This window comes from Pseudomonas sp. MAFF 730105 (genome assembly GCF_055380705.1).
The window spans coordinates 183,581-197,589 of record NZ_AP018438.1 but is presented as its reverse complement, the minus strand read 5'-3'; the positions used below and the strand labels follow the sequence as shown (position 1 = coordinate 197,589).

Below are 14,009 nucleotides of genomic sequence, written 5' to 3'. Positions count from 1 at the left end.
GGGATAAGGGTTCATACTCGCGCACAGTTGGCCTATGCTGCTCGGCATGACGCTGCTTAATCCATGAGGGATGCCCGATGTTTTATGTGCAACGCGATGCACAAGGCCTGCTGGTGCGCGTAGAAGCCATCGCCTATGCCGAAGCCACCGAAACCCTGCCGGCCGACAACCACGAGATCCAGGACTGGTTCGCCAACCAAGCCGTGGAAAACAGCCTCAAGCAACTCAAGCAAAGCGACCTGGAGATGATCCGGGTACTCGACGACTTGATTCAGGTGCTGACCAGCAAAGGCGTCATCCGCGTCACCGACCTGCCCCCTGCCGCCCAGGCCAAGCTGATGGACCGCAACCAGGCCCGGGAAGCCTTGGGCGGGCTGAGCCGATTGATCGATGATGATGAAAAGGGCTTGATCTAGACGCCTGGACTGACGCCATCGCGAGCAGGCTCGCTCCCACAGTTGATCGGTGCTCACCGCAATAACCGGGGCAACACCCATCCCTTGTGGGAGCGAGCCTGCTCGCGATAGCGATCTTCAGTCCACCGAAAACCTCTCAGCCCGACGCCTGGGCTTCCAGCCGGTCCATCGCCCGCTCCACCAACAGATGCACCCCATCGGCCATCCGACTGATCGCCAGGATCACGCTGCGACGCGAACCGTCGACATCGTCGGCCAGGTCAGCGGCAATGGCGCTGATGGACAGCAAGTCTTCGGAAGCGTTGGCCAGCAGGGTTTCGGTATCGATGTCCGGAGCGACGACGAAGAGCTGACCGGATGGAGACTCGTCGACGGGTTTGGGCTTGAGGTAATAGTCGAGGGCGCGTTCGGCGGCTTCGTCGAGTTTTTTGGCTTGCAGGGTTTCGACGCGGGATTTGGAAGACGACTGTGGAGGGTTAGGCGTAGGTTTGAACATGGCTTGGGCTTCCTATTCAATTCAGAGCCACCCCGGCTCGCTTGCACGCGATGAAGGGTGGCAGCTATGTGCGAGTGTGCAAGACCGAGTAAGACAACGCCCAAGACCTCGGCAGACCCGAAGGTCTCCCACACATAGCTGCCATAAAAACGAGCACGAAGGCACGATAGACGGCTAGTGAGATATAGGACGTTCTTTTAACCGGCTTGCACGCCGGTGTCACCGTTTTTTCAGTGACAAACCCAGACTAGCCATGAGCCCGACGCCGGACAAGTTCACCAACTTCGCCACAACTTGAAGGAAATCTCCTAGGACCTGGCTGTTCTCTGCATAACCCCAAGGGCTGTGTTGTCTGGGCTGGCGTCATCGCGAGCAGGCTCGCTCCCACAGTGGATCGGGGTACGTCCGGAGAGACAGGTTGGCTGTAAGGCCGCCTTCGCGAGCAAGCCCGCTCCCACAGGGGGTATTGAGGTCAGCCGCAAGAAATAGGCCGGCCCAAAGGCCGCCTCGCTTTTGCTTTTGCTCTGCTTTTGATCTGAAGGCCCCATTAACCACGCTGGCCGAACGCAGGCATTGCGTAGTGGGCAACCCGGCATGGATGCCGGGTTAGCCGCGCTGGGCCATGGATGGCCCTTCGCGGCGGGCCCACGGAGCAATGCCGGAGTGAGGGAACACCTCGCCTTGGCGAGGTGCCGAGTGGTGGGGCACAGACCTTTGGTTACTTTGGGCTGGGCCGGCATTCCGGCGTTTGCCAAAGTAACCCGCCGTAAGGGCGGAACCGCCAGCAGCCATTACCGCAGCAACGGATATGTACTCAATCCCAACGCCGCGGCCCCCCACCAACTGCCCCTGCACCCCAAACAACCCCATCTCCCGAATCACCGCCAACTCCCCCTCCGTCTCCACCCGCTCGGCAATCAACGGCAGGTCGATACTGTGGGCAGCACGCTGGATAGCCTCGATAAACAGACGCTTATCACTCTCCTGATCAATAGCCCGGATATAACTGCCATCGATTTTCAAATAGGCCAACCCCAACCGCGACAAATTGCCGATCATGCTGAAACGCCCACCAAAACGCTGCAGGCTCAAGGAAAAACCAAGCTCACGCAAACGTCGAGTCAGTTGCTCCAGCACCGCCTGCTCGGGCAACTGTTCTTCACCGATTTCCAGGGTCAGGCGCGACCCGAGGTTGGAATGGGCCCGCAAGACCTCAAAGACTTTGTTCAGTGCCTGCGGGTCGGCCAGGGTGGCAGAGGATAGATTCAGCGCCAGGGCCTCTTCGTGCCCAGCCATTTGCCGCAGCACCTGCTCGAGCATCAAGCGGTCCAGGCGCGCCGTCCAACCGAAGCGCTCCAGCCAAGGCAGGAAACGCCCGGCGGGAATGGTCTGGCCCTGATCGTCGAGCAACCGGGAAAGTACTTTGTAATGCAGCACCAGTTGAGTGTCCTGGGCAGCCACCACCGGCTGGAAGTAGAGCTCGAACCGCTGATTGTCCAGCGCCCGGTCAAGCAGCGTATGCCAGGCATGATGATCGTCGCCGATACTGGCCGAAGCACTGTGCTCCAGACAGGCCCAGCCCGGCTCGCCCTGGCTTTCGGCCTGGGCCAGGGCCTGGTCGCCAAGCTGCAACACCGCTTGCGGCGAGTCACCATGGACGAAGGGCGCCAGCCCGATCGCGGCCACCGATGCCACGTCGGTCGCGCCGGTGGCATGCAGGCTCGCCAGTGCAACTTCGAGATTCTGCGCCAGTTGCAGCGCTTCCTCGCGCACCAGCCCCGGCGCCAGCACCGCGAATTCCCCGCCTCGGATACGTGTCACCAGATTCTGGGTTTCCGGGTATCGGGCACACTCGCGCAACAACTGCTCGCCCACGGCCTTGAGCAATTGGTCGGCGCGCTGCCCACCCAAGCGCTGGTTCAGACCGGCCAGGTCCTGGACCCGCAACAACAACAGATAACCGGAACTGGCTTGCTCCGGGTTGCTCACCCGGGCATTGAGCTGCATTTCGAAATAACGCCGATTGGCCAGCCCTGTGAGATTGTCCTGGTAGGACTCGACCCGCAGCTTTTCACTGCGCTCGGCCTGCTCCTGAAACAACGCCTTGAGCTTCTCGACCATCTGGTTCATCGCCTGCACCACGCGGCGCAGTTCAGGGGTACGCGGCAGCTCCGGCAGGCTCAGGAATTCGCGCCGGGCGATGGCTTGGGATTGGAGCACCATGTAATCCAATGGCTTGAGCTGGCGACGCAGCAGCAAGGCCCCCAGCACCGCGCTCACGGCACCGCACAGCAGCAACCAGCCCAGGCTGCCCAGTGCGCTCTGCCACAGCTTGGCAAGCGCGAACATCGGGTGACTGACCACTTCGACCCGCGCCGCCTGCTCCCAGCCACGACTGACGATCGCATCGCCACCGGCCGGCTCCAGACCGATGAGCTTGACGAACCACTGCGGCACGCTGCCGGCGTCCGGCGTGCCGGTGCGCTCGACCAGGGTCTTGTCGGTGGCCACGTCGACCACACGGATGCTGGCGTAGTAGCCACTGTCGAAGATGGAACTGACCATCAGCTCCACCATCGCCGGATCGTCGATGTTCGGCGTCAGGGACAACGCCAGCGCCGTGGCCGCGTCCTGGGCATGAGAGCGCAGCTGATTGACGTACTGGGCCCGCGAGCTCTCCAGGCTGACCATGAAGCTGCCGCTGAAGGCAACCACCAGGAACAGACAGATAGCGATCAACAGTTGTTTGAACAAAGACATCTGAGCGCGTGCTCCTAGTTAGTCGTCTCGACCGGAAAACCTTCGGCCTGCATTTTCTTCAACACATCCTGCCACCGGGACAGGCGCTTGGTGTCGCTGACTTTCTTGTTGCCCTTGGCGCCCGACAGCCACAGCCCTTCGGCATTGAAAGAGTAGACCGGCAGCAGGTCGGTTCGCTGGCTGGCCGGCTGGATAGCATCAATCAGGCTGTCGAGCACCAGCGGCATCGCCTCGGGCGTGGCGTAATAGGTGAGCACCATGTGCGCCCGATTCTGTCGCAACGCCTTGACGTAAGTGATGCGCAACTTGTCACTGGACACCCCGAGATGCCGCAGGCTGAAGTACTTGGCGATGGCGTAGTCCTCGCAATCGCCGGCGCCCTTCCATAACGCCTGGATCGGGGTTTCCCAGTAATCGACCTCATGCCACAGGTCGATGTCTTCCACGTAGCGCACCTGTTTGTTGAAGAACAGGTTCACCACCTTGAGCTGCTCCAGCTCAGGCGTCTGCTTCTCGGTCGCCAGCAGGTGCTGCCAGGCATCGATCCGCTGCTGCCCTTCACCCAGCGGCCCGTACAGTGCCTGCGCCCGTCGGCTGATCTGCGCAAAGTCCCAGTCGGCCCGCAGGCCACCCAGCATGAGGCCGGCCAGCAACAATGCCGAACACAGCCAGCGCAGGGACCTGAGGGCAGGGGAAGGTGCAGCCAAGGGAATGCGTCCAGAAAAGGCCGTTGAGGATGCGTGGGATGGTGAAGCCTGACCCGGCAAAAGACAATGGCAGGATGCAATCACCCAAGGCACGCTAAACTTTAGTTCAGGAACACTTTAGTTTATGAACCCCGGCCGTGAGACTTTGACGGGCTGGTAATCTGTCACTAATGTTGGCATGGATCCAATTCCTCATTCAGGGTGCGTGGTCGTGACAAAGAAGCCCAAGCCGTTAAGCACTATCCAGGTCAACGGACCCATCCCCGCTGCCCAGGCCCGTTCGATCATCGAGAGTGCTCTGCGCGAAGCGATCCTCGACGGACGCCTGCCCTGCGGCACGGCCCTGCGTCAGCAGGAACTGGCTGACCTGTTCGGCGTGAGTCGCATGCCGGTGCGCGAGGCGCTGCGCCAGCTCGAAGCGCAATCGCTGCTCAATGTGGTTCAACACAAAGGCGCCGTGGTCGCCCCGCTGATCACCAATAACGCCATCGAAACCTACGCGCTACGCGCGGTGCTGGAATCGTTCGCCTTGCGCCTGTCAGTACCTTTGCTCGATGCCGACGACCTGGCGCTGGCCGCCCATTACATCGAACAGTTGGAAGCACAAACCGATCATGCCGAGATCGGCAAACTCAATCGGCTGTTCCACATGTCGCTTTATCACAAGGCACCCAATAGCAAGTTGTTGGACCTGATCGAACGCGAGCTCAATGAGGAGGAGCGCTTCCTGCGCTTTCATCTGTCGTCCATGGGGCTGGGCAAGCTGACCCAGGACGATCATCGCGCACTGCTCGAGGCCGCAAGAACCAAAGACATCGATACAGCGGTAACCTTGCTGGAGAGTCATCTGGAAAAAGCCTGCGTGACTATTCGACGCTATCTGGAACAGTCATCCAACTGATCGCGCGCCGGCGACCCAACCGGCGTATTACTTTCTTACACATCCTTCCCACCCGTCTTCCCGCCCGCCCGACGCGGCTTGGCCGCGTCTGCGACTCGCCGCCACATCAGTTCAATGGCACTGCCGTCGATTTGGGCTCACTCTTGCGTTTGTCGATTCAAAAAAAGACCTGAAGAAGTCAGCGCCTGGTACATACCAGGCGGATCGAAGCCACCACGCAAGGAGCGTCGCCCACCGGCGGGAGAATCGAGTGTCCGACCGACGCCCCGCCCATAAAACACGAACTTCATTATTCCCTGTTCCCTGAAGTGCTCCGGGTGAGGCATTCACTCGAACTATCGATTCTGATCGTTATACATCGGAAGGAGCAACTTCGCCCAAATAAAACTTACCTTATAAGTTTTATAAAGCCTCTTCACGCCCAATAAAACCACAACTTTAAATAATTAAAAAATCGCTTGCCGCGGACTTGTTTCGTGTATTAATTTTTTCTACGTCGAGTTGTTGTCGATGACTTAATTTTTCCTCAAGCGCTTAAAGAACAAGGCATTCAGACCTTACAACTGAAATAGCAGCACACACTTGCATGACTTGGGTAATTCATGGATTTCGGTTCAGGCACCCGCTCGCCTTATTAAAAACAACGAGCACCCTACCGGACAAACATCATTGATGAGGACGTTCAAATGCAGCCAACAAAAGAACAACTTTTTTTGAAGAAACGCGAACTTGGCCAACACCCTGTTTTTTCTGAAATAACATCAATCGATCTACTACGCCGCTTTATGGAAAGCCACGTTTTTGCCGTGTGGGACTTCATGTCGCTGACCAAGCGGCTGCAACGGGAGCTGACCTGCGTTCATCTACCCTGGCTACCACCGGCCGACCCGCATGCGGCACGCCTGATCAATGAAATCGTGCTGGGGGAAGAGTCCGACGATCGCCCCGGCACCGGGTATTGCAGCCATTTCGAGCTGTACCTGGACGCCATGCGGGAAGTCGGCGCGGACACCCGGGCGATTGAACAATTCATCACCCTGCAGCAGGAAGGCGTCAGCCCCGAAACCGCCTTGGATAGCGTCGAGGTTGAACCCGCGGCGGCCCGGTTCGTTCGCCAGACCCTGCACACCGCCCTGCATGCCCCAGCCCACAGCGTAGCAGCCGCATTCGTGCATGGTCGCGAGAGCGTCATCCCGCAGATGTTCCAACGCATGCTGGATGCCTGGGGCATCGGCCTGGATCAGGCGCCGACATTTCGGTACTACCTGCAACGGCACATCGAGGTCGACTCCGAAGACCACGGCCCTGCTGCGGAAAAATTGCTGGCCCGCTTGATCGACGGCGATCCGCAGCGCGAAACCGAGGTGCTGTCCGCCGCGCTCGCCGCCGTCCACAGTCGAGCGGCCCTGTGGGATGGCCTGCGCCAGAGCATGACCCAACCGGTCGCGCAGGTGACGCCATGAACGCCATCCAGTACCAGTCCTTCGCCGACACCTGGGAAAGCCGCGCCACGATCCGTACCCGGCCACGGCGCCGGGTCGAAAATGACGACAAACTGATCTTTCCCATGAGCCGTCAGCCCCTGGTGCACAGCCAGACCTTTCTCAGCCATTGCCCGCAGCTGCGCGATTACGCACTGGTGCAGAGCCTCTACAAGTTCATCAACGACGTCGTGATCTTCGAGACCGAACTGGTGGATCACACCGCCCGGCGCATCGCCAAGAATCGCTTCGGCATCGAGTTCCCGTTCGCCTGCCGCTACGACGCGATGACCGTGGTGGTGGACGAGGATTACCACGCGTTGGTGGCGATGGACTTCATGCAGCAGACCATCGACATGACCGGCATCGAACCGATTCCGTTGCCGACCCAGATCGAGCTCAGCCGCGCGATACCGACGACGCTGGCCCAGGCGCCGGAACATCTGCAAAGCGCCGTGGAACTGATCTGCATCGCGATCGCCGAAAACACTGTGACCAACGAAGTCGCGGCGTTCGCCCGGGACGACTCGGTCAAGGCTTCGATCAAAGGCCTGATGGCCGATCATCTGATGGACGAGGGACGACACTCGGGCTTCTGGACGCGGCTGGTGCAGATGTACTGGCGTGCAGCCCCCGAAGAAGACCACGAAGCGATTGCCCGGTTGATGCCCGGCTTCATCGTCCAGTACCTAGCGAGCGATCTGCAGCAGGCCTTCGATTTCGAGCTGATCGCTCATCTGCCCGTTGATGAATCGGTGCGCCAGTCGCTGCGTGAAGAGGCCAGCGCGCTGACCTACCCCATCAATCGCTTTCATCCGCTGGTGGGCAACATCACCCGCTTTTTCCGCAGCAGTTCGATGCTCGCTTCCCCCTGCGTGCGCGATGCCTTGGCCGACTACCTGACCCCATGAGGAGCTGCCGATGAGACGCCTCGAAATTGCAGTGCCTGGCACCAGCCGGGCCATGGCCGAACTGACCCAGGAACTTGAACTGCACGGCCATGGTGTCGTGACGATTCAATCTCCGGCGGTCGACCTGTTGATCGACGACGGTACGGCGCCGTGCGCCATTGAAGCCCGCTCACGCCTTGAGGTGCGTGTAGCGCTGCGAACGGTACCCGGCGAAGCATTGCCACAACCGATCATTATTTTTCGCGACGGTGCGCAGCGGCTGTTATGCCAGGAGGTGATAGCTGCGCAAAGCGGCAATGGTCAGTCCTTGCGACTGCAGGCCCTGGCAGTGGTGGTTGAGATCGGCGCGCAGCTGGTCAGCCAATTATCCCGGGATGACACCGGCCTCGATCACTGGCCGACGGTGCAGGCCGACGCTGCCGAACACCCTTTACAGGGGCTCGATGCGCTGGACGTGCTGGCTTTCGAGCATGGCCTCAACCGGCGGCCAGTGCCCTGGCTGCTGGCCGCCGCCGAAGTGCCGGTGATGCACGGCATCGAACAGCGCATGCTCGATGATGCGGTGCAACCGGCGTTGTGGGTCGAAGGCCAGCTCACCGACTACAAAACCTTGCGCACCCAGTCGCTGAGGTTGCAGCAGGCCATGCTGGACCGGCTGGGGCAGGCAGAATCTGTGGAAGCAAAACCTGTGGAGACAAGGCTTGCCTGCGATACAGACACAGCGGTACCCAACCAGACCGAGTCATCGTTCATCGCGGGCAAGCCTTGCTCCCACAGGCCTTGCACCCACAAGCCTAGCTCTCAAATGGTGATTGCGGTGTGCCTGTCTAAATCCGCGCCGTTATATGCAGCGATCCTGGCCGTTCTGGGCTGTGGCGCGGTGTACCTGCCGCTGGACCCGCAACACCCCGTGCAGCGTCGACGCTTCATCCTGGAAAACGCCAAGGCCGACCTGCTGCTGCACGATGGCGACAGCGACCTGGGCGATCTGCCGGTGCCCGCGCTGAACGTGCATCGGCTGCCAGCGCTCAAGCCGGGCATCCCCGTCTCGCTGATCCGCCGTCCGGTGGACATCGACGAACCGGCCGTGGCGATCTACACCTCCGGCACCACCGGCCAACCCAAAGGCGTGCTGCTCAGTCATCGCAACCTCAGTCATTTCTGTGCCTGGTACAGCGATTACGTCGGGTTGCAGCGCGACAGTCGGGCGTTGCAGTTCTCCACCATCAACTTCGATGCGTCGCTGCTGGATATCCTCCCGACCTTCATCCAGGGTGCATTGCTGGTAGTGCCCAGCGAAGACCAGCGCCGCGATCCGCAGCAACTGGTGGCGTTGATTCACGCGCAGCGCGTCAGCCACGCCTTTCTACCGCCTGCGCTGCTGAGCGTGCTGCCGCTGGAGGCCCCCCTGGGCCTGGCGCACTTGATCACCGGTGGGGATGTCTGCGAGCCGTTCGTGATCGAGCGACTCGCGCCCCAGTGCCGCTTCCACAACATCTATGGCCCGACCGAAACAACCGTGCTTGCCACCACGCGGCAGTTTGGCGTGGGTGATAACAACCGCAACCTCGGCGTACCCATCGCCAACGCTCGGGTACTGATCCTCGATGAGCAGCTGCAACCGGTGCCCCAAGGCGTACCCGGCGAGCTCTACATCGCCGGGCCGGGCGTCGGCCTGGGGTATCTGCACGACCCGACCCTGACCGCCTCGCGGTATCTTGACCTGACCCTGCCCGGTGGACAGAAGCTGAGGGTCTATCGCACCGGCGATATCGGCCAGTGGAGCGACAACGGCATCGAACTGTGCGGCCGGCGCGACAATCAGGTGAAGGTCCGGGGCTTTCGGGTCGAACCCGAGGAAATCGAACATTGCCTGCGGGAAAGCCAGTTGTACCGCCAGGTGGCCGTGGGTGTGGACGAGCGTCGACGGATCCTGGCGTTCCTGGTCCATCCTCGAGAAGACCGGCCCGGCACCGCCCTCCAGGCGCTGCGCGAGCATGTGCAGGACACGTTGCCCAGCTACATGCACCCTGGCGCCTTCATCGAGCTGCCCAGCCTGCCCTACACCAGCAACGGCAAGGTCGATCGCCGCGCCTTGCTCGCCCTGTCGGTGCAGGTTCAGGTCAGTGGCCAACGACGCCAGCCGCAAAACCCGCTGGAAACCCAGTTGCAGCAATTGTGGGCCGAGCTGCTGGAGCTGCCGGCCGAAGACATTGCCACCGACGAGAGTTTCTTCAACCTGGGCGGGCATTCGATCCTGCTGTCGCAACTGCTGCTGAGCATTCGCCAGACCTTCGGGCGCAGCCTGTCGATCAATCGCTTCATCGAGGCACCGACGCTGATGACCTTGGCGAAACTGCTCGACAGCCCTGAACAAAGCGACACATCGGTGCTCAGTCCCCAGGCCTTCATCGATGCCGAGGCGGAACTCAACATCGATCCACTGCCCATCAGTCAATGCGGTGACGTGCATAAAGTGGTGGTGACCGGCGCCAACAGCTTTCTCGGGGTGCACATTGTCGAGGCGTTGCTGGCCTGGGGCGCCACCGAAGTCGCCTGTCTGGTGCGCGCGTCTGCCGGACAAAGCGCGGCAGAACGCTTTTCTCAGGCCCTGCAGGACAATCGCCTGACTCATCTGGACCTGAGCCGGGTCAGTGTCTATGCCGCCGACATCACCCAACCGCAGTTGGGTCTGCCGGACGATGTCTATGCCCGTATCGACCGAACCTTTGGTGCCCTGGTGCACAACGCCGCCCACGTCAACCACGTGCTCGACTACGAGTCCCTGGCGCGGGACAACGTGGAGCCGATCTTCGAATGCCTGCGCCTGTGTGAAGGCCGCAGCAAGAAGATCTTCAACTTCGTCTCCACGCTTTCGGCCTCCAGTGCCCTGGGCGCCGACGGCCAGGTACTGGAGCAACCCGCCGCACCGACGCCACCGATCTACATCAAGAACGGTTACAACCTGTCCAAATGGGTCGGCGAACGGATCCTGCAGCGGGCGCGGGATCGCGGGGTGCGGGTCAACCTGTTCCGTCCAGGCAACATCAGTTTCAACAGCCTGACGGGGGTCTGCCAGCCCCACAAGAATCGCTTGATGCTGATGCTCAAGGGCTCGATCCAGCTGGGCCAGGTGCCGGATCTGTCACTCAACTTCGACCTGATGCCGGTGGATTTCCTGGCCCGCTTCATCGCCTTCCACGCCAGCCGCTACCAGCCGACGCAAGCGGTGTTCAACCTGCACAACCCCGAGCCTTTGAGCTGGGACGCCTACGTGGCGTCGTTCCGCGAGAGCGGCCGGGAGTTTTCCCTGGTGAGCGTCGCGGACTGGCAGCGGCAACTGGGCCGGGTCGATGCCGACAACGCGCTGTTCGGCGTGCTGGGGTTCTACCTCAACGGCTTCGAAGAAGACATCGGCGACATCTCGATGATCCGCCATGACAACGCTCGGACCGGGGTGCGGCAGATGGGGGCCCGCTACCCGGAAAAATCCCCGGCGCTGCTGCGGCGCGGTGCCGACTACCTCAAAGCCATCGACTTCATCTGAAGCCATCCAACCCGAAGCAAGGAGCAAGACCATGAATGCATTTCAACCCGATACCCTGATCAGGAACCCTCACGCCTGCCAAGTCGAAACCTCAGTGGAGGTGACGGCGGACGCGGCAAAGGTCTGGGAACTGGTGGGCGATTTTGGCGGTTTCAATCGTTTCATCCCGGCGCTCGAGCGCATCGAAATGACCGGCGAGGGGGTGAGATCCCTGCGCAAGAAGTTCTTTGTCGACGGGCAGAACCTGGTGGTGGAACAGCTCAACAGCCGTGACGACCAGGCCATGCACATGACCTGGACACTGATCTACAACACCCTGGGCATCGACAACCTGTGGGCCGCCATGCGCGTCGAGCCAATGGCGAACAACCGCTGCCGCGCCACCTGGACCATCATCGCCGACCACACCGAAGCCCATTCGCCGTCGGGGTTCAGGGATTTCCTGCAAGGCTTTGCCGATGAGGCCATGGGGAATGTGCGGAAGATGTTCGCCTAGGTAATGCCACTGTGGGAGCGAGCCTGCTCGCGATAGCGCTGGGTCAGCTAGCGATGATGTCGACTGTGCCGCCGTCATCGCGAGCAGGCTCGCTCCCACACTGGTTCCTGACTAACCGCAATATACGAACCCACCCCCCGCTCCCACAGGACTGGGTCAGATCTTGAAGCTGTCCACCAACTGCTTCAGCCGATTGGCCTGTTGGGACAAGGCATCGCAGTCCTTCAGGGTTTCATTGAGGTTGGCCACGCTTTGCTGGTTCAGCAGGTTGATATGGCTGACGTCCATGTTGAGGGTTTCCACCACGGCGGTCTGTTCTTCGGTCGCGGCGGCCACCGACTGGTTCATGCCATCGATTTCACCGATACGCTGCGTCACGCTGACCAGCCGCAGACCGGCCTGGTTGGCAACTTCCACACTCTCTTCGCTGGAAACCTGGCTGGCGTTCATCGTCGTGACCGCTTCACGGGAGCCGACCTGAAGCGAGGTGATCATCTTGTGGATTTCTTCCGCCGATTCCTGGGTACGGTGCGCCAGGTTGCGTACTTCATCGGCCACCACCGCAAAACCACGCCCCGCCTCACCGGCACGGGCCGCTTCGATGGCGGCGTTCAAGGCCAGCAGGTTGGTTTGCTGGGAAATGCCCTTGATCACGTCCAGGATGTGCCCGATGTTGTCGGTGCTGGCGTTCAGGGTTTCGATCTGGGTGCACGAAAGGCTGATTTTCTGCGACAGCTCGGTCATGGCCTGAATGGTTTTTTCCACCACCTGACGACCGTCATCGGCCTGTTCGCTGGCACCACTGGCCTGTTGCGAGGCGTCGGCGGCATTGCGGGCGATTTCCTGGGTCGCAGCGCCCAACTGGTTGATGGCCGCCGCCACGCTGTTGGTGCGGGCGCTCTGTTCATCCGAACCGACGAGCGAAGCGTTGGACGACGTCATCACGCGCTGCGACAGGTCGTGCACCTGGCGGGTGGCGGAAGACACTTCGGAAATCGAGGCGTGGATCCGCTCAACGAACTGGTTGAACGAGCCCCCCAATACCGCGAACTCGTCCTTGCCTTGTACGGCCAGACGCCGGGTCAGGTCGCCTTCGCCCTGGGCAATGTCGTGCATGGCACGGCCCATGGTGGTCAACGGACGCATCAGTACCTGAATCAGCAGGCTCAGCAGCAACGCGATGGCCGCGACCGCGACGAACATTGCAATCAGCGCGGAGGTACGGAACTGGCTCAGCGGCGCATAGGCCTTGGCCTTGTCGATCGACAGGCCAATGTACCACTCGGCGCCCGGCAGGCCGGTCACCGGGGTGAACGACAGAATACGATCCTGCCCGTTCAACTCGACGTCCTGGATACCTTTGCCAATGCGCACAGGCGTGCCGGGATAGATGTCCTTGAGGTTCTTCATTACCTGGTCCTTGTCCGGGCTGACGATCACCTGACCGTCACCGCTGACCAGGAAGGCATGGCCGATGCCACCGAAGTCCACCGAGTTGATGATTTTCACCAGGGTATCGAGGCTCAGGTCGCCGCCCACCACACCCAGCAATTCGCCGCTTTTCTTCACCGGCAGGGCAATGGTCACCACCAGCCCGCCGACGGCGGCCGAATAAGGCGGAGTCAGCATGGTTTTATCGGCGGTCACCGCCTGTTTGTACCAAGGGCGCTGGCGCGGGTCGTAGCCGTCGGGCATTTTTGCGTCGGGGCGCTGGGTGAAGACACCGTTGGCCTGGCCCACGTAGGTGAACTGGAAATTCGATGTCAGCGCCGGCTGGTCCACCAGCCCCGCCAGATCGGCGGTAGCCCCCTGGTGTGCGATGTTCTGCGCCAGGTTTTCCAGTACCAGGATGCGACCGCTCATCCAGTTCTGGACGCTGCTGGCCGTCAGGTCACCAGATTGTTCGATAGAGGACTCAAGGCTGCGGCCGATGGTGTTGCGCTGCAAATAATCGTTGTAGAGGGTGAACAGGGCAAAAGCCAGAACTACCACACCAGAGGCGGCTAGAAGGATTTTATGGCTGAATTTCAAATTCATCGAAGAGGCTTCTTATGCAGGGAGTGGGGGTGCATTCCGGTTGCAACGTTCACATGCCAGCGCGGGCAGGACTTGTGGTCTGCTCCACTTTGGTGCACGCATATCAGTCTTTCGGCAAGCCCCGGGAAAAAATTAGGTTTTTTTGGGATGGCCCGACGAGAGGATGAGCGTAGTCGTTATGCACCCGCTCGCCAGGGCTGCTGCATGGCCAACGGGCGCGACCTCAGTGGCAAAGGGAATTGCTCCCTCGCCACGGA

The 14,009-nt window shown here is 60.9% G+C and carries 9 protein-coding genes and 1 pseudogene; 6 read left to right on the top strand and 4 right to left on the bottom strand.

Annotated elements, in window-relative coordinates:
- Nucleotides 1–77 precede the first annotated feature (77 nt).
- Nucleotides 78–416 carry a hypothetical protein gene (locus PCOSP_RS00915; protein ID WP_041021529.1) on the top strand — a complete coding sequence of 113 codons (339 nt, stop codon included), beginning with the start codon at nucleotides 78–80 and terminating at the stop codon, nucleotides 414–416.
- A gap of 136 nt (nucleotides 417–552) precedes the next feature.
- Here PCOSP_RS00915 and PCOSP_RS00910 read toward each other — a convergent pair whose 3' ends face one another.
- From PCOSP_RS00910 to lapG, 3 genes and pseudogenes are all read right to left on the bottom strand, one after another.
- Complete coding sequence (locus PCOSP_RS00910) at nucleotides 553–912, bottom strand: DUF6124 family protein (RefSeq protein ID WP_464710095.1); 360 nt, start codon at nucleotides 910–912, stop codon at nucleotides 553–555.
- 814 nt (nucleotides 913–1,726) lie between these two features.
- Nucleotides 1,727–3,672 (bottom strand): annotated as a pseudogene (lapD, locus tag PCOSP_RS00905) (cyclic di-GMP receptor LapD).
- Nucleotides 3,673–3,686: 14 nt separating this feature from the next.
- On the bottom strand, nucleotides 3,687–4,310 hold the full coding sequence (gene lapG / locus PCOSP_RS00900) for a cysteine protease LapG (protein WP_241801691.1): 624 nt from the start codon (nucleotides 4,308–4,310) through the stop codon (nucleotides 3,687–3,689).
- A 280-nt stretch (nucleotides 4,311–4,590) separates the two neighbouring features.
- Here lapG and PCOSP_RS00895 point away from each other — a divergent pair, with 280 nt between their 5' ends.
- The 5 genes from PCOSP_RS00895 to PCOSP_RS00875 all read left to right on the top strand — a co-directional run bounded on the left by PCOSP_RS00895 (nucleotide 4,591) and on the right by PCOSP_RS00875 (nucleotide 11,715).
- The gene (locus tag PCOSP_RS00895; RefSeq protein ID WP_464710094.1) at nucleotides 4,591–5,280 is read left to right on the top strand and encodes a GntR family transcriptional regulator; all 690 of its coding nucleotides are present in this window, start codon (nucleotides 4,591–4,593) and stop codon (nucleotides 5,278–5,280) included.
- A 686-nt stretch (nucleotides 5,281–5,966) separates the two neighbouring features.
- Entirely contained in the window at nucleotides 5,967–6,743 is a 777-nt protein-coding gene (locus PCOSP_RS00890) for a DUF3050 domain-containing protein (RefSeq protein WP_464710092.1), read from the top strand.
- Nucleotides 6,740–7,672 carry a diiron oxygenase gene (locus PCOSP_RS00885; RefSeq protein WP_464710091.1) on the top strand — a complete coding sequence of 311 codons (933 nt, stop codon included), beginning with the start codon at nucleotides 6,740–6,742 and terminating at the stop codon, nucleotides 7,670–7,672. The genes PCOSP_RS00890 and PCOSP_RS00885 overlap by 4 nt, the downstream gene beginning before the upstream one ends.
- A 10-nt stretch (nucleotides 7,673–7,682) precedes the next feature.
- Nucleotides 7,683–11,219: an amino acid adenylation domain-containing protein gene (locus PCOSP_RS00880; protein WP_464710090.1), complete on the top strand. Its 3,537-nt coding sequence runs from the start codon at nucleotides 7,683–7,685 to the stop codon at nucleotides 11,217–11,219.
- 31 nt (nucleotides 11,220–11,250) lie between these two features.
- Nucleotides 11,251–11,715, top strand: a complete 465-nt coding sequence (locus tag PCOSP_RS00875; protein ID WP_139650309.1) for an SRPBCC family protein — start codon at nucleotides 11,251–11,253, stop codon at nucleotides 11,713–11,715.
- Between the two features lie 156 nt (nucleotides 11,716–11,871).
- Here the strand turns inward: PCOSP_RS00875 and PCOSP_RS00870 are convergent, their stop codons facing one another.
- Nucleotides 11,872–13,752 carry a methyl-accepting chemotaxis protein gene (locus PCOSP_RS00870; RefSeq protein WP_139650307.1) on the bottom strand — a complete coding sequence of 627 codons (1,881 nt, stop codon included), beginning with the start codon at nucleotides 13,750–13,752 and terminating at the stop codon, nucleotides 11,872–11,874.
- Nucleotides 13,753–14,009: the final 257 nt, after the last annotated feature.

What these genes read in the sequence shown, in the direction of transcription:
- PCOSP_RS00915 (WP_041021529.1), top strand. Translation starts at nt 78, where the DNA reads ATGTTTTATGTGCAACGCGATGCACAAGGCCTGCTGGTGCGCGTAGAA.
- PCOSP_RS00880 (WP_464710090.1), top strand. Translation starts at nt 7,683, where the DNA reads ATGAGACGCCTCGAAATTGCAGTGCCTGGCACCAGCCGGGCCATGGCC.
- lapG (WP_241801691.1), bottom strand. Translation starts at nt 4,310, where the DNA reads ATGCTGGGTGGCCTGCGGGCCGACTGGGACTTTGCGCAGATCAGCCGA.
- PCOSP_RS00890 (WP_464710092.1), top strand. Translation starts at nt 5,967, where the DNA reads ATGCAGCCAACAAAAGAACAACTTTTTTTGAAGAAACGCGAACTTGGC.
- PCOSP_RS00910 (WP_464710095.1), bottom strand. Translation starts at nt 912, where the DNA reads ATGTTCAAACCTACGCCTAACCCTCCACAGTCGTCTTCCAAATCCCGC.
- PCOSP_RS00870 (WP_139650307.1), bottom strand. Translation starts at nt 13,752, where the DNA reads ATGAATTTGAAATTCAGCCATAAAATCCTTCTAGCCGCCTCTGGTGTG.
- PCOSP_RS00875 (WP_139650309.1), top strand. Translation starts at nt 11,251, where the DNA reads ATGAATGCATTTCAACCCGATACCCTGATCAGGAACCCTCACGCCTGC.
- PCOSP_RS00885 (WP_464710091.1), top strand. Translation starts at nt 6,740, where the DNA reads ATGAACGCCATCCAGTACCAGTCCTTCGCCGACACCTGGGAAAGCCGC.